Consider the following 22,889-nt stretch of genomic DNA (forward strand, 5'->3'; position numbering starts at 1 on the left):
AGTCGATCAGCCCTTGCGGTAATGGCCCTCTAGGCGAAGCTTACCTTCGCGTAGAAGAGCGAGCTGTTCTTGCAGAACCTCGTTAAGTTCTTCAATTGAACGACGCTCAAGAAGCATGTCCCAGTGAGTGCGAGCGGGCTTAGCAGGCTTTTGTTCTTCATCTTCCGATGCTTCGCCAATTAGCTCAGCCATTTGTCCGCATTTGCATTCCCATGTTGCAGGCGGAGTTGCTTCGCTTGCGAAGGGAACTTCAAAATGGTGTCCGTTTGTGCACAAGTACTTTGCTGTGAATCGATCGGCGAAGACGACGCCATCTTCAGATTCCATCGACTTTGCACCGATTTGCATTCCGCGTAACGCGCGATCTGCCACCTTGATCCTCCCGCAGTAATAACCGAATAGTAGAAGTTTAGCTGATAAAGGGATGAACAGTGTTCTGACTCTGCTCTCGGCACACTAGCCGCAATCCGATAATGTACATTATGTCAAGTAATAGGAATTTAGAGGAGCCTTCACACTTCGTGGGCGATGAAGCCACTCTCCCATGAATATGCGCATGAGACGTCAGCGGTTGAGTGAGCCAATGCGAAGTGATTAAGAAACCGAACGCTTCATTGCGCGACGGGCTGCAAGTTCATCAACAAGGATGTTTTCTTCAGCTCGCTCGCTAGGAAGTTCAGCCAGAGAACCTTCGAGTTCACGCCAGACGCGTCCGACAGCGATTCCAAACACGCCTTGACCGCCTTGAAGTAGGTCAATAACTTCATCCGTCGAGGTGCACTCGTAGACCGATGCACCGTCACTCATCAAGGTGATGGAGGCAAGATCATCAACACCGCGACGGTGAAGTTGAGTCACTGCAGTGCGAACTTGCTGAAGAGATACCCCAGCGTCAAGAAGCTTCTTGACGATCTTCAGGACAAGAATGTCCTTGAATGAATACAAACGCTGAGATCCCGAGCCTTTAGCCGCACGGACTGAAGGCTGAAGCAAGCCGGTGCGCGCCCAGTAATCGAGCTGACGGTAGGTAATTCCAACTGCCGCACAGGCGACAGGGCCTCGGTAACCAACATCGTCACCATCGCGCCCCTCCAAAGGGTCGCCAAAGAGCATAGGCTGACGCCCCTGCATGCTACCCAGCGGTTCTGCGCTCACGAATGCTCCTTGTTTGAGGAATGACCGAACTGAAATTAGATTACGAAGTTGAAGCTTGCCGGTCAATGAACGACACGGCGAGCCTTCAAGTTCAAGTTGAAGGTTACGCCCCTCCGTCGGTCAATTGCGACAAAGCTACTCGCAACATCTCGTGATGAAGCTGCGCAAACCTCTCCCCTAGCTCCAGGCGTCGGCTGTTCTGCCGTTCGCGATCAATTGCTCGATCACGAGGAGTCTGGGATAGGACTGTCTGATCGATAAGATCAGCGCTTCGCTCAGCGCCGTGACGCACCGAGCGCAAGGTGCGAGCATCAACTCCCAGGGCCTCGAGCTCACGAATCTGCAAAATTACTTGAACACTTCGCGAGGGAAAATAACCAGCAATGTCGGGAGTGACCAAACCAAGAGACACGTAGCGTTCAATCGCTGCAAGTTCGCAACCCGTCAGATCCGCAAGGTCTGCAGCGGGAATCGAGCGACGATTCCCCAAAGAAACAACTTTGCCTTCTGAAGCAACGACCTGGGCTGCGCGTCGACGGGAGACTTCGTGCCCTGCATCAAGTGCTCGAAGCTGATCACGAATCACATCAAGAGGCGAATAGGAATCGCGCTGAGAAGCCAAAACGTAGCGGAGACGTTCAAGGTCAGCTTGGGAATACTTACGATACCCAGCAGAAGTACGTGCAGGGACTACAAGCCCCTTGTCTTCGAGGAAACGTACCTTTGACTGCGTGATTGCAGGAAACTCAGCCTTGAGGCGTTCAACCAGCTGACCGATTGAAAGCTCTGGCTCACGACTAATTCCGCGCGGCCAGGGTTCAACAATTTCTTCCGAGGCCTTGCGCTGAGCGCGCGCGCTCATTGTGCGTTAGGTGAGGGCTGGTAGGTCAGGCGGTACTTGCCAATCTGTACCTCGTCTCCAGCGTGGAGCTCAACCTGCTCAACACGTTCACGATTGACATAGGTACCATTGAGCGAGCCAGAATCGCGGACGGTATGTCCGCCATCCCGAGACAAGAACTGGCAATGCTTGCGTGAGACAGTGACGTCGTCCAAGAAGATATCTGCACGAGGCGAACGACCTGCATTTGTCACTTCCGCATCCAAGAGGAATCGCGCGCCCGAATTAGGTCCGCGTTGAACAATGAGAAGTGCAGAGCCGGCAGGAAGAGCATTGACTGCGTCCTGATCGCGCGCGGACAAAGGCATAGGCGCGTCAGCGACTTCCTCAACAGTATTCAGGCTGAAGACCGAAGTTGCAGTCGGGTCAAACTCTTGGCTCTGGTTTTCCATTACTCGCTCCAGTTCTGAGGGACAACAGCAACAGTATAGTGTGGCGGCCCAGTGTTCGCGAAGGCTTTTAACCGATTTGCTTTGCAAATTCCGGTGATTTGGGTGTCGAAATCGTGGTGATCTTCAGGTCTTTCATCTGCGTGATTGTTACTGAAGCACCCTTTGCGCGCATCTGAGCCGCACTACCTGCTTGAATTTCTAGGGCCGTAGAAATGGTCTGTGAATCACCAATGACTTTCCATACGTATGGGCTTGAAAGGGCCTGTCCGTCCACGCTGATTACTCCCCCGTCACTGGTGAAACTCGATGATACAGTGACGCGATGGCCGTTAATTTCAGCGGCTTCGGAACCAGCATTTCGGAGTTCACCCAACGCCATTACAAAATGAGTTGCACTCAAAGAATGTGCGGGGTCGCTGATAATCATCTCGATTCCAGGACCATGGACAGCGACCTGCCCAGAGTTAATTTTTGCCTGCTCTTCAGCTTTCTTCGCAGCATTCGCTGCGGCCTCTTCTTTTTGAGATTCGTCCTCAAGCTGACTGACTTGGGATTCCAGCTTCCCTCGTTCAACACGAAGGTTTTGTTCCTGGACAGAAAGATTGTCGAGCAGTTCAACTAGTTCTTCCTGACTAAGCGAGGTGAGCGGATCTGTTCGTTGTGCTCGAACTTGAGTGACCAAGGCAATCCCAAGAATTAGGCAGATAACAAACAGCAAAAGATGCGTTCCTCGAGGCATCGCCAATATCGCCGCTTTGAGGCGCATACCCAAGGGTTTTACCGAGGAGTCGTTGAGTGCCTTCTCCCCCGCTTCACCCGTCTCGGTCCGGGGAGTCGCTTGGCTCTTTTTCGCGTGCTGTCCCATTCTCAGGCCTTAAAAATCAATCGACGGATCGAGGCAGTGTTCGAGAAAATACGAATTCCGAGAACCACAACGACTGCAGTTGTCATTGCTGAGCCAACGCCCAATTGCGTCCCCAAGAACACCAATAGGCAAGCGACCACGACGTTCCAGAAAAAGGACATGACAAAAACGCGGTCTTGAAATGTCCCTTCAAGCCAAGCTCTGCCTGCACCGAGAAGGGCATCGAGGCCGGCAACAACGGCCACCGGCAGGAAGGGCTGAAGCCATGTGGGGACAGTGGGGTCGATGAGGACGCCAACGACAATTCCAAATATCAGACCAAGAACTGCTAACACCTTAGTGCCCCTCTTCGATGGTCTCACTCCAACGAGTTGACCGGTTATCGCGTGCGTTGAGCGTCATCTCTTTGACAGACTGCGCACTCAGTTTAATTCCTGTGAGGGATTCTGCACTGGACAAATAATCCCCCGTTGAGCCGCGAACCAGCGACAATGACAAGGTATTCGCATCACCAATTGCCTCAATCGTATACGGTGAAGAAACCGGTGTGACGTCAACCAAGATCGCTGAACCTGCAGTTCGGATGAAAGAACCGGGACCAATTCTTTGGCCGTTCACACTAACTGCTTCAGCCCCGGCACCCCACAGAGCATTGACAACCATTCGAATATCTTGGTCACGTACCTGCCCTTGACCGCTTTGCCGTGAAGACACAGCGTTTGCCGCGTCAGTAAGTGTAACTTTCAGTCCCGGCCCACTCACTTGAGTATCAGCATTGGCCAGCGCGGTTGCAGCATTTTCGTGAATACTGCTTTGTCCCTGCTGAGCTGACAGTTCTTTCACATGCGTTCGAAGTGTCGCGACTTCGTCTCTCATTTGAGTGATTTGCTGCGTTTGAGTCTGAGCATGGCTCAAAAGAGATGAGTGCACATCCCCTTGTGCTTGGGCACGTAAACCGCTGATTGCAAAACCTGCACCAATGCCCAATGCGATTGCAATGAGAATTGTGATGCTCCGATGGAAAACCGAAGTTACACCCCGACTAGCTTTCTCGTGATAGGTCCCGTATCCAGCATCCAAGGGGTTCTCGAGGATTGCCTTCAAGAGGGACATCGATGCAGCGGGATCATTACCTACCGACGACGAAGAGGCATGCTGATTACTCATTGCCACTGCTTCTGACGAGAATAAGCCCGCTCAAGATCATCGAGCTTCTCAACGACTAGGCGAGTAAGTGCGGGTGCCACATCTGAGTACTCGTCAAGCCAGATCTTTGCAGCCTCAATTGGATTCTCATCTGAGGTTTGACGCTCAATATCAATAGACATCGGGAAACCGCCCTCAACAAAACGAATCCCGAGCCCCATTGATGAGTTCTTCCAAAATGGGAGCAGCTGATTGAAGTACTGCGTTACATAGCCGGGGCTACTCCACGTTGAATCGTTAAGACCTTGCAATGAAGCACTTAAATCAAGGTTCGACATTGCCGATCCGTGACAAATATCGTTCCAAACCTGTGAACGAATATGAGCCTCCGGAAGCGCTGCGCGTGCACGTATCCAGCGGTTGCGGTTCTCCCCCGTCGGTGATGCCTCGAGCCAGGAATCCAACTCTTTCTCGGTCACGAGGCCTCGCGCGGCGCAAGCCCTGCGAAGATCCCACGCGCTTTCTTCCCCCTCGATGAAGGGAAGCCGATCGCCGTGACGACCGTGGGCGAGTTCAAGCACAGCCTCGGTGTAGGTCTCATCTGAGCATGCTATCCAGACGTCAGCAAAAAGCCGAAGGGCAGCGCGGCCTCGGTCGCGGGAAGCATGACGCATAAATTCTGCAAGCGTGTTCAAGATCTCGTGATCGCAACGATCTCGTGAACTGCGAGGAAGGAATGAGCGGGCGACTCGGATTGTTGCCAGCAGACGCTCGAAAATCGCATCTTCGCTTTCCTCAGCCATATGGGTGAGAGCCGAGTGAATGTAGTCGCGCGGATCCAATTCACCGGCTCGAAGTGCGCTAAAGAGATTGGACCAAATGACAGCGCGAGTAATAGGACGTTCAATGGTCGACACGTGTGCGAGCGCTGTTCGCATCGAATGCTCATCAAAGCGCGAAATCGCATAGGTCAAATCGAGGTCATTCACGACCACCAAATCGATGTCTTGTTCACTACCTGCTTCAGTAAGCTCCGGAGGGACCTCAACGGCTGAATCGGCTTCTTCTATGCGAACGCGCAAACGGCACTTTTCCCTTAAAACACCGTTATTTGCTGTCCAGAATGAGACTTCAAGGCTGTGTGGACGAGCGAGCCCTTCCTGATGCATATGGAGGCCGGTCAGGCGGCCTGCACCATCACTTGCCCAGCTAAGCGAAAGAGTAGAGGGACCTGTGGTCAGGAGCCACGCGTCCTTCCACTTTCCAAGATCTTCGCCACTGGCCTCTTCCAATGCTCCCAAGAGATCCTCTAGGCCGGTTGAAGAGTTGGCGAATCTCTGGAAATACAGTCGTACCCCCTTATAGAAGGTCTCTTCGCCAACCCATGCAACAAGCTGTTTAAGGACTGCTGCGCCCTTTGCGTACGTAATGCCGTCAAAGTTGTTTTTTGCAGCAGGGATATCAGGGATATCTGCAACGATGGGGTGCGTTGTCGGGTACTGGTCCTGGGCCAATGCCCACGCTTTACGGCCGATGGCAAATGAGGCCCACTCCCCCGTGTAAATTGTCGCCTCAGCGGCACTTGTGGTTCCTTGGTTCTCCGCAAAAGACTCTTTTAGCCAGAGGTTTTCCCACCATGCCGGAGTCACCAGATCACCAAACCACATGTGGCACATCTCGTGAAGGATTGTGTTCGCGCGTTTTTGTCGCAGCGCAAACGACGGTGTATCACGGCTCAGATAGTTCTCATTGAAGGTGATACATCCGGGATTCTCCATTGCTCCCAGATTGTATTCGGGAACAAAAATCTGGTCGTAGCTTCCCCATGGGAAGGTGTAACCATAATGTTCGTGATAGTGATCTAAACCGGCACGCGTGACAGTAAGGATGTCATCACTATCCATTGAATGCGCTAAAGCCTGGCGGCAGAGCAAGCGAAGTTGCAGCGTTGCAGTGTTGCCATCGCCTGCGCTTCCTTCCCAGGTCCCGCCCTGGGCGACTGCCCACTGGCCCGCTACGACCGCTGTGATGTAGCTCGACAAAGGCTCAGTGGTGGTGAAATCCCATAGCGTGATGCCGTTACCGCAATCCTTAGAGCTTCCAATCCCATTGGATGTCACAACCCACTCATGAGGCGCATAGACGTGGAAAGTCCACGTGGGTTTCATATCAGGTTGGTCGAAGCACGGCCACGCGCGGTGAGCGTCTTCAGGCTCAAATTGTGTGTAAAGGTAGTAGCGCCCATCCTCGGGATCACGATAGCGATGCAGCCCCTCCCCCGTCGTCGAAAAGCGACAATCAGCTTCAACGCTAATCGTGACCTCACGCTCGGTCGGAACTCCACTGATATCGAGGCGTTCACCGTCGTGAGTGAATTGAGTGGATGATAAAGGTACATCATCAATCGAAACCGTCTGGACTTCACCAGCGACATCGACAAAAAGCGTCGGTTCATGAGAGATAAGGCTCATGCGCGAGAGAACGCGGTACGAGCTTTTCTCAGTTGCCGCTTCTTCAAGGTGAAGTGTGACATCGATGTGGCGGACTGTAACAACGGTTGAACGGCGACGTGCATCTTCACGAGTCAGGACATACATGCCCTCATTTTAGAGAAATTTTGTGTTGACGTGTCGATGAAGAAGCTTTTCGCGGAGCAAGCGGATAACCTAAAAGTCATGACTTATGCCACCGATATTCGTCCGATTACGTCACCAATTTCGCTCTCTGAGGCACTCGAAGGGGTTCAGGGGGTTGATTGGTCGCTGTGCCCAGATACAGAACAGCCCGTTTCTGGTGTCAGCGTTTCCTCGATCGATATTGAAGATCATTGGGTATTTGTTGCGATTCCTGGACTGGTCCAGCATGGTATTCGCTTCCTCCACGCCGCCGTCGAAGCAGGTGCTTCAGCAGTTGTTACAGATCGTGAAGGCTCTGAACGCGCGCGTGAAATGAACGCAGATATTCCAATCGTTATTGTTGCGGATCCGCGTCGTGCGAGCGCAACTATCGCGGCGAAGATTTATCGACATCCGGCCTCGGCACTCAAAACGGCGGCCGTAACTGGAACGAATGGAAAGACCACAACAACTTACCTTCTTCGTTCCATTCTGCGCAGTACCTTTAACGATCCTGCACTGTGCGGAACTGTTGAGATTCGTGTTGGTGACCTCGTCATCAATTCGGAAAAGACGACTTCCGAGGCCCCTGAGGTTGAGCGTATTCTCGCGCTTGCTCGAGAAGAAGATTGCGGTGCAGCCATTGTTGAGGTCTCGGCGCATGCGCTGAGTTTGAATCGTGTTGATGACATTGTTTTTGATGTCGCAGCGTTTACGAATCTTCAGCATGATCACCTGGATTACTACGGTGACATGGAGCATTACTTCGAGGCCAAGAAGACTTTGTTCACTCCTGCACACTCGCGTTGCGGTGTCGTCTGTGTTGATGATGAGTGGGGCCTTCGTTTAGCTCAAGAAAGTGAAGTGCCCGTTACTACAGTTTCGGTTTTTTCCCATCGCGAGGCCGATTGGACTGTTCGGCGCATCAACTTCGATCGCGCAATCCCCGCTGTCACCTTTGATCTGGTGACCCCTCAGGGCGATGAACGCCTCATTCGGATGCCGATGCTCGGTGAAGTTAATGTTCAAAACGCCGTCGTTGCACTGGTTGCAGCACTGCAGCTGGGATGTGAGTTCGAAGCTGCAGTTTCGGCTCTCGAAGGTGCAGAACAGATTCCCGGTCGCATGACCTCCGTCAATCCCGATCCAGGCGCACAACCACTTGTCATCGTGGACTTTGCACATACCCCAGAGGGACTCGATTGGACACTCAAATCTGTCCGCGAGTTGACTCGTGGCAAGCTCGTTTTAGTCTTTGGAACCGATGGTGATCGCGATGCGACAAAGCGTGAGCCTCTAGCCGAAATCGCTGCTCAACTTGCTGACGTTTTATGGGTAACCGATGAGAATCCGCGTACTGAAGATGCCTCGTCTATTCGCCAGCAGCTCCTCAACGGAATTCGGCGTGTTCGTCCTGATTTCCATGATGTTACTGAAGTGACCACATGCCGCCGCGACGCAGTCCGTCAGGCAATTCTTGCGGCAGATGCGGGAGATATCGTCGTCATTTCCGGAAAGGGTGCCGAGTGGTATCAAGATATCCAGGGAATCAAGCACGTCTATAACGATGTTCCCGTCGCTCGTGAAGTGTTGGAACAAGACATTCGCGCGCGCCTGTAACGCGCTTGTGATCACCGACTACCGATAGGATAAGGACGTGACTGAAGAATACCTCGAGAACACAGAGCCTTTCGATGAAGGTCAAGCAGAGCTACGCGCACGTGCGATGCGTGACTCCCTTGACCAGTTTGAGCTTGACGACGAAGACCTTGCCCTGCTCAACGGCGAATTCGAGAATTCTGATTCTCAGGACAGCGAATTCGGTCTTCCTGTTCTGGCAGTGATCGGGCGCCCCAATGTCGGCAAGTCAACATTGGTGAACCGCATTATCGGCCGACGTGAAGCGGTTGTTCAAGACACCCCTGGTGTTACGAGAGACCGAGTATCTTATCCTGCGGATTGGGCAGGTCGTCACTTCACCCTTGTTGATACTGGCGGCTGGGAAATTGATGTCAAGGGAATTGATCGATCAGTCGCAGAACAAGCAGAAATCGCGGTCGATCTGGCAGATGCCGTACTGTTCGTTGTCGATGCCACTGTTGGAATGACAGATACGGATGAACGTATCGTCTCAATGCTTCGTAAGAGTGGTAAGCCCGTCGTTCTAGCGGCGAACAAGGTCGATTCTGCGATGCAAGAAGCTGAAGCCGCCTACCTATGGTCACTCGGCATGGGTGAACCCTACGCTATTTCCGCACTTCACGGCCGTGGTACCGGCGATCTGCTCGATGCAGTTATGGCTGTTCTTCCTGAAGTGTCTTCGGTGGCTTCAGCACTGCCTGCGGGTGGTCCCCGTCGAGTTGCTCTGATCGGGCGTCCGAACGTTGGTAAATCATCGCTGCTCAACGCCCTGGCGGGTTCTGAACGCGTTGTCGTCAACGAGCTTGCTGGTACGACTCGTGATCCAGTTGATGAGCTCATTGAGCTTGACGGGCAGCAGTGGTGGTTCGTTGATACCGCGGGCATTCGCCGCAAGATGCATCGAACAACGGGTGCTGACTACTATGCGTCAATTCGAACTCAAGCTGCTCTTGAAAAGGCAGAGCTTGCGTTGATTCTTTTCGACGCTTCAGAGCCGCTGACAGAGCAAGACATCCGAGTCGTGCAGCAGGCAGTTGATGCCGGCCGTGCAGTGGTTATCATCAACAACAAGTGGGACTTGGTTGATGAAGAACGCCAAGCTCAGCTTCGTTCGGAGCTTGAACGAGAGCTTGTTCAAGTCTCATGGGCACCGCGAATTAACGTGTCAGCGAAGACAACCTGGCATATTAACCGTCTGACACGTGCGATGGAGACTGCACTGGATAGCTGGGAAACACGCATTCCCACAGGCCGACTCAATGCCTTCTTGGGTGAGTTGGTTGCAGCGCATCCGCACCCCCTTCGTGGCGGAAAGCAACCTCGAATCCTCTTCGCGACCCAGGTATCGAACATGCCTCCGCGTTTCGTTATCTTCACAACCGGGTTTTTGGATCCAGGTTACCGTCGATTCATTGAGCGTCGTCTGCGCGAAGACTTTGGATTTGAGGGCTCCCCCATCCAAATTTCGGTACGTGTACGCGAGCGTCGTCGTCGCTAATCTCTCATAGAGTTCTTAAGTGGTGTGGCCTCCCCACTGGGGAGGCCACACCACTAGTTTCACCTAGACACATTCACATGTGCTCAGTCATTTTCTTTGGAAAGCTCGATCTGATACCGGAAGATTGTGCTCATATACGTCCCTGTGCGCCGATTGAGAGATGTTGTGGCATCGATGAGTAATGTGCAAGCATCCACTCTTCGAGGGCATCAATAGACTCAACTGAGAAGTCGAGATTCAGTCCATTTTCCTTTGCGAATGTATCGGTCATGAAGTCCAGCTTGTCAGAAATGAAGAAAATCCATTCCTGAAAGTCTTCTTGCGTGTAGGCCATCATTGCCTCATCCGCGACTTCGGGGCTTAGTTATGAGGCAATTCTACCGCCCTCAAAGTACTGAACTCGCCTACCCGCGGACCAAAATTCATCACTGGTGGGATACCCATAGCCTCCGCGTTCGAATCCAGCTCGGCCGTACGTTGTAAAGATCTGTCCTCGAACAAAGTGTGAGCCGCCTGTTGCACTCCAGTAGGCAGTCCCCTTGTCAAAGACTTGGAATACTCCCTTACCTGAAGGCATCTCAGCTGTAGTTGCAACACCTAAGAAGCGTGCACCGCCAAGTTCTCGATATGCATTTGCAATACCAGTCCCGTAGCGCAAGACATAGGTTCCAGCCTCTGCGCTCCACGTGATGACGCCGCCTTCAAACTCCTGTGCGCGACCGGAGCCTGCCGAGTACTCATCACTGACGGGAAAACCAAGGAAACCGCGTTCGTATCCCTTGCTTCCGTAGGCGTTAAAGATGCCTGCCCGTACGAAATGAGTACCGCCTTGAGGAGTCCAGTACGCCGTGCCGTTGTCGAATACTTGGTAGACGCCCTTAGCGGAATGAGTCTCTGAGGTACGCGGTAAACCGACAACTTTTACCCCGCCAATTTCGCGGAAAGCATTTGCTATACCAGTCCCATAACGCAGGGTGTAGGTTCCAAAGGTCGAGGAGGTGATGACACCACCTTGGAATTCTTGAATCCGCCCCGAATCCGTGGAGTATTCGTCGCTTAAGGGATAGCCTAATGAGCCGCGTTCATACCCTGCTTGTCCGTATGCTTTGAAGATTTCTCCGCTCACAAAATGGGTACCGCCTTCTGCTGTCCAATAAGCGGTTCCCTTGTCGAATACCTGAAAAACTCCCCTTCCGGAGCGAGTTTCAGCACTTGTCACAGCGCCAAATTTCTTTGCTCCCCCCAAAGTGCGGTACGTGTTTGCAATACCTGTTCCGAATCGTAGAACGTAGTTACCTGATTTATAGGTAGTGAGCACTCCGCCTTCGAATTCTTGTACGCGTCCAGAACCTGCAGAATACTCATCACTCGTTGGAAATCCTAAGAACCCACGTTCGTAACGGTTGTCACCGTATGTGCGGAAGATTGATCCGGAGACAAAGTGGGCGCCACTCTTTTCGCTCCAGTAAGCGGTACCTCGGTCAAAGAGCTGGTAGACCCCGCTACCGCTCGGTTGCTCCTCACTCTTTGGATCACCCATCAGGGATTGATTTTCATTCCAAAGTCCGCGAATCGCTCCCTTAACGGAGTTGACTGCCGAACGTTCTGAGATGTTCGTAGTCGTTGCACGGGTGCCATTTTGTGCAATTTCGCGGATTGTTTGGAGCTTTGCATAACCGGCATCACCAGGACAGCTTGTTGGATAGGTATCGCGGTGCCCAGAAATGCGAGGTAGATTTACTGCGGTCCCGGCACGATATTTGGGGTTTGAGCCCATCGGCTTAAAAACAGCCTTCTCCGACATGTTACTGACGCCTGCTCGACGCAACTGCCAACCTGCCAAAGCGCCCACGGTGTTCAAGGTTGCCTGCGAGGGAGCCTCACTTTGGTAGGTACCCATCATCGAGATGCCCATTGTTCCAGAGTTGAAACCCTGATCGTGGGCGCCGGCGACCATCTTTCCTGAAGGTGCGGATAAGGTACCTTTACGGCCTTCGAAAGCACGTCCCCATTTATCAACAAGGAAGTTATAACCGATATCTCCCCAATCAAGAGTCACTGCATGGTAGTGATAGATTCCCCGGACAATGGATGCAGATTGATCCATGGAATAGTTATTGGTACCGGCCGTGTGGTGAATGACAACATGGCGGGCGTTATAGTACTCGGGATCCCAGTCAAGATAGGATTCGTCTGCGCCCCATCCAGCGCGACTTGTTACGGCAACGGGAAGCCCATTCGGCTGAGCAGTCTTGGGGAATGCGTGGCTAAGCTGCGCACCGCTGCGACCGATTGCGATTCCGCTACCGACTCCCGGATAAACAGTTTGAGTTGATTCCTCAGCACTGTCCTCGCTAGAACCAGGGGTTGGTGTTTCAGCTTCAGGCTCTGCGCCATTGCTATCAGCCTCAGCGTTCTGTTCGGGCTGGATAATCGAAGTCAAATGGCTTCCTTCGGCCTGCACGGACTCTAGATTAAGATCTGTGCCTTCCGCAGCCGTTGTTACAACATCGTCTTCTGCCAGTGTTGTTTCACCTTGCGGGTTATCAGGAATCATTGCGACTTCGAGATCGGCTGGAAGGTCGTCTTCGTCTCCAGTTACGCGAATCTGGATCGCATCGGCTCCCGCGGTAATGAAAGGATCAGTACCACCACGCGCTTGTGTACCATCAGCGTGATCTTTTCCTGCTCCCCCATCATTATCAGTAAGGTACCACTGGCTCCAGTGGCCACTTTCGCGTACGCGAATAAACATCTGGGTATTGGCAGAAAGCGCGGACTGTCCGCTCCAGGACAAACCGGTCACCATAAAAGGATCAACCGAAATCGGCTCAGTCAAGATCGCTGCATGATCACTTGGATCAAATGAAGATGTGCCCTGCGATTGCAACGTGGCACGTGAGAATCGTTTTAAAGAATGTCCATTTCCAATTCCGACATTCTCGAGGCCCGCTTGGGCAACTCGCGTAGGTTCTCCTTGCGAACTCGTGAGAGTGATCTTTTGTACGGGGTGTTCGCTACTTGTTGTCGTCCCTGTGAGGGCGATCTGGTGATCGCTTGTTGGTGCATTCGCCAAGGCCGTTCCTTGTGGGAACACAAGGCTCAAGAATGCAGCACTTACTGTCAGGGAAACTACTCGCATAGATAAACTCCGTCAGTGATGATGGTTAGTCACTTTCGTAACACTATACACATTTGCCACATTCGTAACATCATAAAGTGCACTCATTCACAGGTTTTCTTCAGTCAATTTCGTTGAATATATGCGGACATCTTAAAGTTCGCAGGAATTGCACAGCCGTTTTGCCTTAGATGAGCGTGAAATCTATGGCCGAAATTTTGCGCAAAACTTCGGGGAAAAAGACTGCTGAGGATAAAAAAGCAGGATCGGAAAACCGATCCTGATTAACTGTCGGGCTGGCGGGATTTGAACCCACGACCCCTTGACCCCCAGTCAAGTGCGCTACCAAACTGCGCCACAGCCCGTTTGATCACCTAAATTTTGGCGACTCGGATAGTTTAGCCCAAGTCCTACCGAAAATTCCAATTGAGTACGGCGACCCCCGTCACATTCAGTTGTGCTGTCGACTCATGCCTGCGGGGAGAAGCGAAATAACAGCCTCCAAGACCCCCTCAATATCAAGATCCGAGGTATCAATCAGCTCAATTCCAGGACCCGGATTCGTAAATTCGCTGACAGTTGAATCAGCTGCATCACGATCGACAATCTGAGAACGGACTTTCTCTAGGCTTTCAGGGCTGTCATCGCCGAATAACTCTTTAGCCCTCCTCTTCATCCGTGCAAGCGGGGAAGCAACCAGCAAGACTCTCAGATCGGCTTCAGGGTATACAACAGTGGTGATATCGCGCCCTTCGGCCACCATTCCACTTCCGTTAGCACAAGCTTCGGCCATGCGTTGACGCTGATGCTCGACCATCCATGCGCGAACTAAAAGATTCGTGGAGATCTTAGCGACGGCCTCGGAAACGATAGAGGATCGGATTAACGAAGTGACCTCGCGGTTTCCAACAAAGAAATGAGGATCATCAGGATTCGAATCGGCGTGCAGGTCAAGAGAAGGAAGCAAGGCGGCAACGGCATCGTGATCGTCTAAATCAACGCCTGATTCTAAAGCAATAAGAGTCAATGAACGATACATCGCTCCAGTATCGAGGTAGCCAATGCCCAAGCGACGAGCAAGTAATTTAGCAATCGTTGATTTGCCAGAACCCGCAGGGCCATCAATTGCAATTGTCAGTCCGTGAGGGGAAAGAGCATCAGACATTATTAATCTCCACTTCCGGTATTCCACCCGCGTTCCTGCAGCTGGCAGATGGTCGAAGAAACGATAGATGGATCGAGACTGAGGCGGGCGACACCCATTTGAGCGCCTGCAGAGTGCTCAAGGGCGAAGTCTTCAATATTTACGCCGATCTCACCGAGATCTGCGAAAAGTCGACCGAGAGAGCCAGCAGTATCAGGAACAAATACATCGAGAACGACATAGCGCCTTGGCGCTCCGCCGTGTTTACCCGGAATACGTGCGACTCCCCTATTGCCCTGATCCATCACTCGATAGACAGCTCCCACGCTTCCACCTTCAAGAGGGCCCTCGTGCGCAGCAGCATCCAGATGCGAAATCAGATCATCGAGATCACCGCGTATATCCTTCAACACCTTGACGACTGGGCCAGCATTACCCGCCAAAATAGCAGTCCACAAACGAGGATCGGAAGCGGCAATTCGAGTTGTATCGCGCAGGCCCTGGCCTGAAAGTGAGAGCGCCGAAACAGGGGCATCAGCAAGCCGAGCAGCAAGCATCGACGAAACCAACTGAGGTACGTGTGAAATTAGCGCAACGGATTGATCATGTGTTGAAGCATCCATTTCAATGGGGAAGGCTCCCACATCCCCCGCAAGTGAACGAATCCGCATCACTGCATCAGGCGATGAAGTTGGGCTTGGAACAATCACCCATGGCCTGCCGTAGAAAAGATCTGCGTCTGCCGCACCTGCGCCACTACGCTCGCGACCCGCCATCGGATGAGAACCCACGTAGCGACTCGTAATGTCTAGGCCGCGACGCTCTGCTTCCTCAACAACTCCCTCAAGGACAGCCAACTTTACGGAAGCGACATCGCTGACGACGGCCTCGGGATATCGAATCAAGGCATCCACAACACAGATATCAGCAACGTCAGGAGGTGTTGACACAATGACCAACGACGGCGAGCAGTGATCATCCGGACCGATCAAAGTTCCGGCGCCCAAATCCTGCGCTAAGCGTCCAGCCGTTGGTGAGGAATCACGAAGAAAAACCTCGACTCCCCCGCTACGAAGTGCAAGTGCAAGAGAGGTGCCCAATAGACCCGTTCCGATAATCAGAACGGGGCCTCGGGTTGTACTCACGAGCGATGGCACAGGACTCACAAACCAACTGCGTCATAGAGAGCGGCAAGCTGCGGTCCCTTGACGCGACGCATCGTTCCAGGTTGTAGGTGTTCTAGGCGAATGGGGCCAAACTTCGTACGAACGAGCTCCCGAACTGGGTAACCGACCTCATCCATCAAACGGCGGACAAGACGGTTACGTCCTTCGTGGACGATGATTTCAACAGTGGTGATATCACCATAGGTTTCCATGGTGCGGAAAGAATCAACCGCAATTGGACCGTCTTCCAATTCAACGCCTTCGAGCAGACGACGGCGGACACCCGGCTTAACCTCGCCGTGAACACGCGCAATGTAGGTTTTAGGAATCTCGTAGGAGGGGTGTGTCAGTCGGTTTGCTAGCTCACCATCATTCGTCAGCAAAAGCAGCCCAGAAGTATCGATATCCAAGCGGCCCACGTGATAAAGACGTTCCGGGTAATCAGCAACAAGATCCGCTAGCGTCGGGCGCCCCTCCGGGTCTGACATGGTCGAAACCATACCAACAGGCTTATTCACAGCCATGACGATCGGGCGGTTCTCTTCCAAGATAATCCGCTTTCCATCGACGTGGATTGCCTGACGCATGGGGTCAACACGCATGCCTTGACCGCGAACCACCTTGCCGTCAACTGAAACACGGCCTTGAGCAATAAGCTCTTCTGCTGCCCGTCGAGAAGCTACCCCCGCACGTGAGAGTACCTTTTGCAGGCGAATACCGTCTTCACTATAGGAATCGTTTCTCACAGTGTCTCCTCAAGTTCGTCCAGCTCGTCCGAAGCCGGAAGGTAGGGGGCTAATGGCGCCAATTCGTCGAGGGAATTCATTCCCATTCGTTCAAGAAATACTTGGGTCGTTCCATACAAACGAGCCCCAGAAGAAGATTGGCCAACTTCCTCAATGAGTTCACGTGCACACAAGGTTCGAACCACCGCATCAACATTCACTCCGCGGATTTGAGAAATCCTCGCACGCGAGATCGGTTGACGATAGGCAATAACCGCAAGTGTTTCCAGAGCAGCTTGTGACAGTTTAGATTGTCCTGATCCAACAATAAACTGGGAAACAAGCGACTCCCAGCGAGGAGCAGAATAAATCCGCCATCCTCCGCCAAGACGCCGAAGTTCAAATCCGTGTTCACGGCCACCAGAGCGTCCAGCGTATTGTGCGCAGAGCGCTTCAAGCACGTGCTCGATATCTTCAGCAGACACATTGAGAACACCGGCAAGCTGTTGAGCAGTAACGGGCTGATCGACAACCATCAAAATTGCTTCGATGGGAGCGAAGAGAAGTTGAGTCTCAGCAAGGTCAAGTGCATCGCTCATACGTCCTCCTCCCATTCATCGACCTTTGGGTCATTTCCATTCCATACGAGTTCCAGTGTTGAAAGCGCCTCTTCCTGCTGGAACTCAATTGCTCTGCGCCTGTACAACTCTAAGATAGCGAGGAATCGCGAGACAACAACTGCCGTATCACGCGCGTCCGAGATGAGCTGAGAAAAGGTTGCGTGGCCATGAGCACTTAGATACGAGATGACGACCTTTGCTTCCTGAGCAACTGGCACTGCAGCTGAATGGAGGTGTGTCACTTCGACAGTCGGCGGCTGAGCACTGAGCGCGTCCGCACATGCACGAGCAAGATCCTCAGCGCCTACTTCCCATCGAAGTTCCGGAAGAAGCCGAGTGAATTGAGGTTCAAGCGCAACGCTGCGCGGGATTAAACCCACATAGGCCTCAAGCTGTTGAGCGATTTCCCCCGCCGCAAGTTTGAATGCCCGATATTGAAGCAAACGACTGAAGAGCAGGTCACGTGCTTCGAGGTCTTCACTACTTAGTGAGGATTCCTCTTCATAATCGGGAAGCAAACGCGCTGCCTTCATATCCAATAGAGTCGCGGCAACCACAAGGAATTCACTGGTCCGTGAAAGATCAGGAAAGGCACGCATATGTGCAATGAACTCATCGGTCACTTCGGCAAGGGCAACCTGAGTGATATCAAGCTTCTTCCGAGAGATCAATTGGAGCAGAAGGTCAAAAGGACCTTCGAAGACTTCAAGCGAGACTTGAAAATCATCAAGTGCCGCTTGAGTCCCGTCATATTCAGGCGACATCTCCACGCGCGATGATCTCTCTGGCCAAACGTCGGTAGGAACGCGCGCCCGGGTGGTTCGGCGCGTAGCTGGTAATTGGCACTGTCGCGACTGAAGCATCGGGGAACTTCACAGTACGCGCAATCCGTGTTGTGAAGACAAGGTCACCAAAGGCCTCGTCAAGTCGCTCCAAAACCTCACGGGAGTGCAAGGTGCGGGTATCAACCATCGTCGCCAGAATTCCGTCGATCTTCAGGCGCGGATTAATGCGATCGCGCACTGTTTCGATGGTTTCGACTAGCAATGCGACACCGCGAAGAGCAAAAAACTCCGCTTCCATAGGAACAATCACACCGTGTGCCGCGGTTAAGGCATTGACGGTGAGTAGTCCAAGCGAAGGCTGGCAGTCAATTAGAATGACGTCGTAATCATCGACGACCGGTCGAAGAACACGCGAGAGCGCTGATTCACGCGCAACCTCGTTAACCAACTGAACTTCGGCGGCCGAAAGATCGATATTTGCAGGCACGATATCGAGGCCGGGAATTGAGGTGTGGCACAGGGCCTGATGAATATCTTCCTTCGGATTCATCAGGAGGTTATAGATTGTGTGTTCCATCTCCAGGGTATTGATGCCCAAGCCAACAGATGCAGCGCCTTGAGGATCAAAGTCAACAATCAGAACACGACGTCCATATTCAGCTAGCGATGCTGCAAGATTGATGGTTGTCGTTGTCTTTCCAACCCCACCTTTTTGATTACACATCGCAATAATGCGTGCGGGTCCATGCCCGGTCAGTGGTGCCGGGACGGGGAAATCATTTTCTTCGTTGGCAGGAAGATCCCCGGTAAGCGTTGGCTGAGATGGATTCGTCACGTTCCCTATCTTAGTGCATTGCTCCACACAATTCCGCCCTACCCCGCTTAAGTTGTGAGCTCTCTTGTCTTATTGGGATTGCGAGGCCGAGGTTGTGATATCACGTGGATCGAGCTGCGCGCGCGGATGGGCAGTTCGGTACATTTCCTTAAGGGTAGCAATCGTCACCTTGGTATAGATTTGCGTCGTTGAGACAGAGGAATGCCCAAGCAATTCTTGTACGTCTCGAATATTCGCTCCGCCTTCTAACAAGTGTGTGGCAAAGGAATGCCGCAAGGTGTGTGGAGAGACGGGTACCTCAAGCTGCGCGCGCGTTGCCGCGCGTTGAATGATGTCCCAAGCAGACTGACGTGAAAGTGCGCCTCCCCTATTGTTGAGAAAGACGTTCGGACACCCTTTCCCCCTTGAAGAAAAGAAGGGGCGCGCACGCACAAGATAGGCTTCAAGAGCCTGTTTTGCCATAGATCCCAAGGGAACAAGTCGTTCCTTACGTCCCTTTCCGAATAGGCGAATAATCGGAAGTTCTTCATTAAGGTCGAGGTCATCAATCGCCATTGAAACGGCCTCGCTCACGCGAGCACCAGTTGCGTAGAGGGTTTCAAGAAGAGCTCGATCGCGAAGCGAACGCGGGTCATCTCCGCTGCCTGCCGCCTCGAGCAAAGCTTCAACTTGCTCGACTGTTAGAGCTTTTGGAAGGTGCCCGGCAACTTGAGGAACACGAACTTGGGCGCTCGGATCCTGAGCACTGTGGCCCTCTCGAAGTGCGTATTTGTGAAAAGAACGAATTGCCGCTAATGCGCGGGCTACGGAGGAGGGCGCCGCAGCATGCCCATCTTTCGACTCGCTCAGTGACGCGAGAAAGTCCTCAATCGAACTCTCGGTGATCTGATCGCATTGATCAACGCCACGTGATTCTTGGAAAGCGCAATATTTTTGTACATCGCGCCGATAGTTGGAGACAGTATGCGGGGATGCGCCCTTCTCTACACTCAGGAAAATAAGCCATTCTTCCTGAACACGCTCCATTTGTTTAGCCACGTAGTCATTGTATTTGCGCTCCACTGATTTGCTGTATATTCACTGTTCGAGCGCGGCATGCGGCTACACTTGACCCTGCAGGGAAGCCATCTTACCGATTGCCAGGAGGTCCAATCGTGCCCGCGTCTTGGAATGAGCTCGATAGCCGCGCTATTTCCACCGCTAAAATTCTTGCTGCTGATGCAGTTGAACGTGTCGGAAATGGACACCCGGGAGCAGCGATTTCTCTTGCTCCTGCGGCGTATGCGCTCTACCAGCATCACCTTCACCTTGACCCGTCAGACCCACACTGGTTGGGCCGCGATCGTTTCATTCTTTCATCGGGCCACTCTTCACTGACTCAATATCTCCAGCTCTATCTTGCGGGAATGGGCGTTGAACTTGAGGACCTGAAAGCCCTGCGTACCGAAGGAGCACTCACTCCCGGACACCCCGAGTTCGGGCATACCCCGGGAGTTGAGCTCACCACGGGCCCGCTTGGAACTGGTCTTGCTTCTGCTGTTGGTTTCGCCATGGCAGAGCGTTTCACCCATGGTCTTCTTGATCCTGATACTCCTCATGGTCAGTCGATTTTTGATCATTGTGTTTATGTGATTGCCGGTGACGGCTGTCTTCAAGAGGGCGTTTCCGCGGAGGCTTCTTCGCTTGCAGGAACACAGAAGCTCGGCAACCTCATTGTTTTATGGGACGACAACCGCATCTCGATCGAAGGCGATACTGATATAGCTTTCAGCGAGGATGTTCTTAAACGCTACGAGTCCTACGGATGGCACGTCCAGCGCGTGGATTGGTTGAGCGAGGATGGCTCCTACGTTGAAGATGTTCATGCCTTGGATGAGGCTCTGGATGCCGCTCGTGATAACACCGACCAACCCTCGATCATTGCGCTTCGGACAATTATCGGATGGCCGACGCCCGAAAAATCCAACACCGGAGGAATCCACGGTGCCAAGCTCGGTGAAGAGGCACTTCGTGGCTTAAAGCTCGCATTGGGAGCCGATCCGGATGCTCACTTCGCAGTCGATGAAGAGGCCGTTGCGCATTCTCGCAAACAATTTGCTCAGCGCGCACAGACACTGCGTGAGCAATGGGATCAGCGTTTCAAGCAATGGAAGGAAGCAAATCCTGAGCGAGCGGCTCTTCTTAAGCGCCTTCGGCAGGGAAAACTTCCCCAAGGATGGGAAGAGGCCCTCCCCGAATTCCCGGCGGAGAAGGCAATCGCAACCCGCTCGGCCTCGGGAAAGGTACTCAATGCTATCGCACCGGTGCTTCCCGAACTATGGGGTGGATCTGCTGACCTCGGTGGATCAAATAACACCTTCCTCAATGGATTGACTTCATTCCTTCCGGAAGGAACATACTCGCGTTCCTTTGAAGCTGATCCATACGGCCGCAACCTCCACTTTGGTATTCGCGAATTTGCGATGGCCTGTGCGATGAATGGTATTGCAGCTGATGGTCTCACCCGAGTGTATGGCGGAACGTTCTTTGTCTTCTCGGACTTTATGCGCGGTGCGGTTCGCCTTGCCGCTCTTATGGACCTTCCCGTCACCTATGTTTGGACGCACGATTCAATCGGTGTTGGCGAAGATGGCCCCACGCACCAGCCAATCGAACACCTTGCTTCCTACCGTGCAATTCCAAATCTTGCAATGATTCGCCCTGCAGATGCAGCTGAAACTGTCCAGGCATGGAAGAAGATTCTCGAGCAGCATCATCCTGCAGCTTTGGTCTTAAGCCGACAGAACCTTCCTAATCCCACCCGTGGCGAAGGAAGTGAGCTTGCTGATGCTCAAGGTGTTGCCCGCGGTGCCTACATTCTTGCCGATTGCGAAGGCAGTCCCGAGGTCATTTTGATGGCTACAGGTTCAGAGGTAGCGCCTACTTTGGAGGCTCATCGCTTGCTGAAAGCAGAGGGAATTGCTTCGCGCGTTGTCTCGGTTCCGTGCATTGAGTGGTTTGAGAGCCAGGACGAGGCCTACCGCGAGTCGGTCCTCCCCTCGGCGGTTCGCGCACGCGTGGCTGTCGAGGCTGGGATTGCGCTTCCTTGGTACCGCTGGGTTGGCAAGGCCGGACGGATCGTCTCCCTTGAACACTTTGGCGAGTCTGTGGACGGCGCCCGGCTGTTTGAGAAGTACGGCTTTACCCCTGAAAATATCGCAGCAAAGGCTCGTGAAAGTTTTGCTGCAGCCCACTGAGGGCTTAGCCTACTGACTGGCCTGGAAAACCCGCAGTAGCTGACCAAAATACGGCGCAAGGACACTGGTTGCCCACATGAACGTCAGGATCACATAGGGCATCCAGTGTTCTTTCGTTATCGCGATAAACTCGCGGATATACGCTGTTGGAAAGTAGTAGCCAGCAGTCTTCGAACCGATGCCGTCACCCTTGAGTCCAACTTTTGACGCATAGAGTGACGTTCGGAAGACATGGTAGTCAGATGTTACGAAGGCACAGCGGTATGTTCCTGAAGACCGTGTATCCAGAAGATGCTTGGCAAAAAGAAGATTCTCCATGGTTGTGGTCGAACGGTCTTCAATAAGGATTGAGTCCTGTGGGACGCCACGCGAAGATAAATAGCGGGACATAGCTTCAGCTTCAGAAATGACCTCGTCACTTCCCTGCCCACCTGAGGGAATGAGAATCGCATGTGCACCCTGTGCTTTCCATAGCTCTAAAGCCTTATCGATTCGTCCTCTGAGCAGTGGTGTCGGCTCTTCTCCCCTCAGTCCTGCACCATGAATGATGATGTAATCAAAGGTGCGTTTTCGGGGAAGCCTTCGATAGAACCAGGAATACACGAGCAGCGCAACAAAACTGAAGAAGAACCACAAACCGAGCACTAAGAGCAAAGCTGAAAGAGAAATGACGACCCTTGAGTGGCTTATTCCAATACCCACTGGAATTCCGATAATCCAGGCGACAATTGCCAACGCGAGAAGCGCGGGAAGAACGTTTGGAAGAGAAAAGCCTTCTCTCCGAATGACAATCCACGCATTAACAAGCAAGAACCCCACAGTGATAATGGGTGCAAATGGGATTGCAATTCCCAAAAGAAGGACTATCCCGATGTCATTGGTGTAGATCCCACACGCACCGAGTGCGAAGATCAGCATCAACAAGAAGAAAATCGCATTCTTGAACTGTCGCGGCTCTTTCCGATAGGACCACGTAAAAAGAATGCCCCAAATTATGGCAGGCGAAAAGACCAGTAAAGCACTCATTAATCCACTCAGCATGAG

21 protein-coding genes and 1 tRNA gene are annotated in these 22,889 nt (G+C 52.7%); 3 read left to right on the forward strand and 19 right to left on the reverse strand.

Going from position 1 to position 22,889, the window contains the following annotated elements:
* Positions 1–6 precede the first annotated feature (6 nt).
* The 8 genes from ADG72_RS06420 to pepN all read right to left on the reverse strand — a co-directional run bounded on the left by ADG72_RS06420 (position 7) and on the right by pepN (position 7,056).
* Entirely contained in the window at positions 7–372 is a 366-nt protein-coding gene (locus ADG72_RS06420; RefSeq protein ID WP_048713543.1) for an RNA polymerase-binding protein RbpA, read from the reverse strand.
* A 222-nt stretch (positions 373–594) separates the two neighbouring features.
* The gene (locus ADG72_RS06425) at positions 595–1,131 is read right to left on the reverse strand and encodes a MerR family transcriptional regulator (protein WP_192831732.1); all 537 of its coding nucleotides are present in this window, start codon (positions 1,129–1,131) and stop codon (positions 595–597) included.
* Positions 1,132–1,258: 127 nt separating this feature from the next.
* Positions 1,259–2,017 carry a MerR family transcriptional regulator gene (locus tag ADG72_RS06430; protein ID WP_048713546.1) on the reverse strand — a complete coding sequence of 253 codons (759 nt, stop codon included), beginning with the start codon at positions 2,015–2,017 and terminating at the stop codon, positions 1,259–1,261.
* Positions 2,014–2,448: an FHA domain-containing protein gene (locus ADG72_RS06435; RefSeq protein ID WP_009409421.1), complete on the reverse strand. Its 435-nt coding sequence runs from the start codon at positions 2,446–2,448 to the stop codon at positions 2,014–2,016. The genes ADG72_RS06430 and ADG72_RS06435 overlap by 4 nt, the downstream gene beginning before the upstream one ends.
* Positions 2,449–2,515: 67 nt before the next feature.
* Positions 2,516–3,313 carry a DUF881 domain-containing protein gene (locus ADG72_RS06440; RefSeq protein WP_048713550.1) on the reverse strand — a complete coding sequence of 266 codons (798 nt, stop codon included), beginning with the start codon at positions 3,311–3,313 and terminating at the stop codon, positions 2,516–2,518.
* Positions 3,314–3,315: 2 nt separating this feature from the next.
* Positions 3,316–3,648, reverse strand: a complete 333-nt coding sequence (locus ADG72_RS06445) for a small basic family protein (RefSeq protein ID WP_009409423.1) — start codon at positions 3,646–3,648, stop codon at positions 3,316–3,318.
* A gap of 1 nt (position 3,649) precedes the next feature.
* Positions 3,650–4,480 carry a DUF881 domain-containing protein gene (locus ADG72_RS06450; protein ID WP_048713552.1) on the reverse strand — a complete coding sequence of 277 codons (831 nt, stop codon included), beginning with the start codon at positions 4,478–4,480 and terminating at the stop codon, positions 3,650–3,652.
* Positions 4,477–7,056, reverse strand: coding sequence for an aminopeptidase N (pepN, locus tag ADG72_RS06455; protein WP_048713555.1), 2,580 nt, complete (start codon positions 7,054–7,056; stop codon positions 4,477–4,479). Before pepN ends, ADG72_RS06450 begins: the two co-directional genes overlap by 4 nt.
* Before the next feature lie 78 nt (positions 7,057–7,134).
* Here pepN and ADG72_RS06460 point away from each other — a divergent pair, with 78 nt between their 5' ends.
* The gene (locus ADG72_RS06460; protein WP_048713793.1) at positions 7,135–8,694 is read left to right on the forward strand and encodes a UDP-N-acetylmuramoyl-L-alanyl-D-glutamate--2,6-diaminopimelate ligase; all 1,560 of its coding nucleotides are present in this window, start codon (positions 7,135–7,137) and stop codon (positions 8,692–8,694) included.
* 37 nt (positions 8,695–8,731) lie between these two features.
* Positions 8,732–10,213 (forward strand): ribosome biogenesis GTPase Der, encoded by a 1,482-nt coding sequence (gene der, locus ADG72_RS06465; protein WP_048713557.1) that lies wholly within the window; start codon positions 8,732–8,734, stop codon positions 10,211–10,213.
* A 130-nt stretch (positions 10,214–10,343) separates the two neighbouring features.
* Here the strand turns inward: der and ADG72_RS06470 are convergent, their stop codons facing one another.
* From ADG72_RS06470 to xerD, 10 genes are all read right to left on the reverse strand, one after another.
* Entirely contained in the window at positions 10,344–10,547 is a 204-nt protein-coding gene (locus ADG72_RS06470) for a hypothetical protein (protein WP_048713559.1), read from the reverse strand.
* A 30-nt stretch (positions 10,548–10,577) separates the two neighbouring features.
* Complete coding sequence (locus tag ADG72_RS06475) at positions 10,578–13,355, reverse strand: N-acetylmuramoyl-L-alanine amidase (protein WP_048713561.1); 2,778 nt, start codon at positions 13,353–13,355, stop codon at positions 10,578–10,580.
* Positions 13,356–13,625: 270 nt separating this feature from the next.
* Positions 13,626–13,699, reverse strand: a tRNA-Pro gene (locus ADG72_RS06480).
* Between the two features lie 86 nt (positions 13,700–13,785).
* Positions 13,786–14,499: a (d)CMP kinase gene (cmk, locus tag ADG72_RS06485; protein ID WP_048713562.1), complete on the reverse strand. Its 714-nt coding sequence runs from the start codon at positions 14,497–14,499 to the stop codon at positions 13,786–13,788.
* A gap of 2 nt (positions 14,500–14,501) precedes the next feature.
* Positions 14,502–15,623, reverse strand: a complete 1,122-nt coding sequence (locus tag ADG72_RS06490) for a prephenate dehydrogenase (protein ID WP_080978670.1) — start codon at positions 15,621–15,623, stop codon at positions 14,502–14,504.
* Positions 15,624–15,640: 17 nt separating this feature from the next.
* Entirely contained in the window at positions 15,641–16,390 is a 750-nt protein-coding gene (locus ADG72_RS06495; protein WP_048713567.1) for a pseudouridine synthase, read from the reverse strand.
* Positions 16,387–16,968 (reverse strand): SMC-Scp complex subunit ScpB, encoded by a 582-nt coding sequence (scpB, locus tag ADG72_RS06500; protein ID WP_048713569.1) that lies wholly within the window; start codon positions 16,966–16,968, stop codon positions 16,387–16,389. The genes ADG72_RS06495 and scpB overlap by 4 nt, the downstream gene beginning before the upstream one ends.
* Positions 16,965–17,753, reverse strand: coding sequence for a segregation and condensation protein A (locus ADG72_RS06505; RefSeq protein ID WP_048713572.1), 789 nt, complete (start codon positions 17,751–17,753; stop codon positions 16,965–16,967). Before ADG72_RS06505 ends, scpB begins: the two co-directional genes overlap by 4 nt.
* A complete protein-coding gene (locus ADG72_RS06510) occupies positions 17,743–18,609 on the reverse strand; it encodes a ParA family protein (protein ID WP_048713573.1) in 867 nt (288 codons plus the stop codon). Before ADG72_RS06510 ends, ADG72_RS06505 begins: the two co-directional genes overlap by 11 nt.
* A gap of 69 nt (positions 18,610–18,678) precedes the next feature.
* Positions 18,679–19,635, reverse strand: a complete 957-nt coding sequence (xerD, locus tag ADG72_RS06515) for a site-specific tyrosine recombinase XerD (protein WP_048713576.1) — start codon at positions 19,633–19,635, stop codon at positions 18,679–18,681.
* Between the two features lie 128 nt (positions 19,636–19,763).
* On the opposite strand from xerD, the gene tkt reads away from it, so the two are divergent.
* A complete protein-coding gene (gene tkt, locus ADG72_RS06520; protein ID WP_048713578.1) occupies positions 19,764–21,845 on the forward strand; it encodes a transketolase in 2,082 nt (693 codons plus the stop codon).
* Between the two features lie 9 nt (positions 21,846–21,854).
* On the opposite strand, the gene ADG72_RS06525 is transcribed toward tkt, so the two are convergent.
* A complete protein-coding gene (locus ADG72_RS06525) occupies positions 21,855–22,886 on the reverse strand; it encodes a YdcF family protein (protein WP_080978665.1) in 1,032 nt (343 codons plus the stop codon).
* Positions 22,887–22,889 lie beyond the last annotated feature (3 nt).

It is taken from the genome of Trueperella pyogenes (assembly GCF_001070855.1).
Classification (GTDB): Bacteria; Actinomycetota; Actinomycetes; order Actinomycetales; family Actinomycetaceae; genus Pauljensenia; species Pauljensenia pyogenes_A.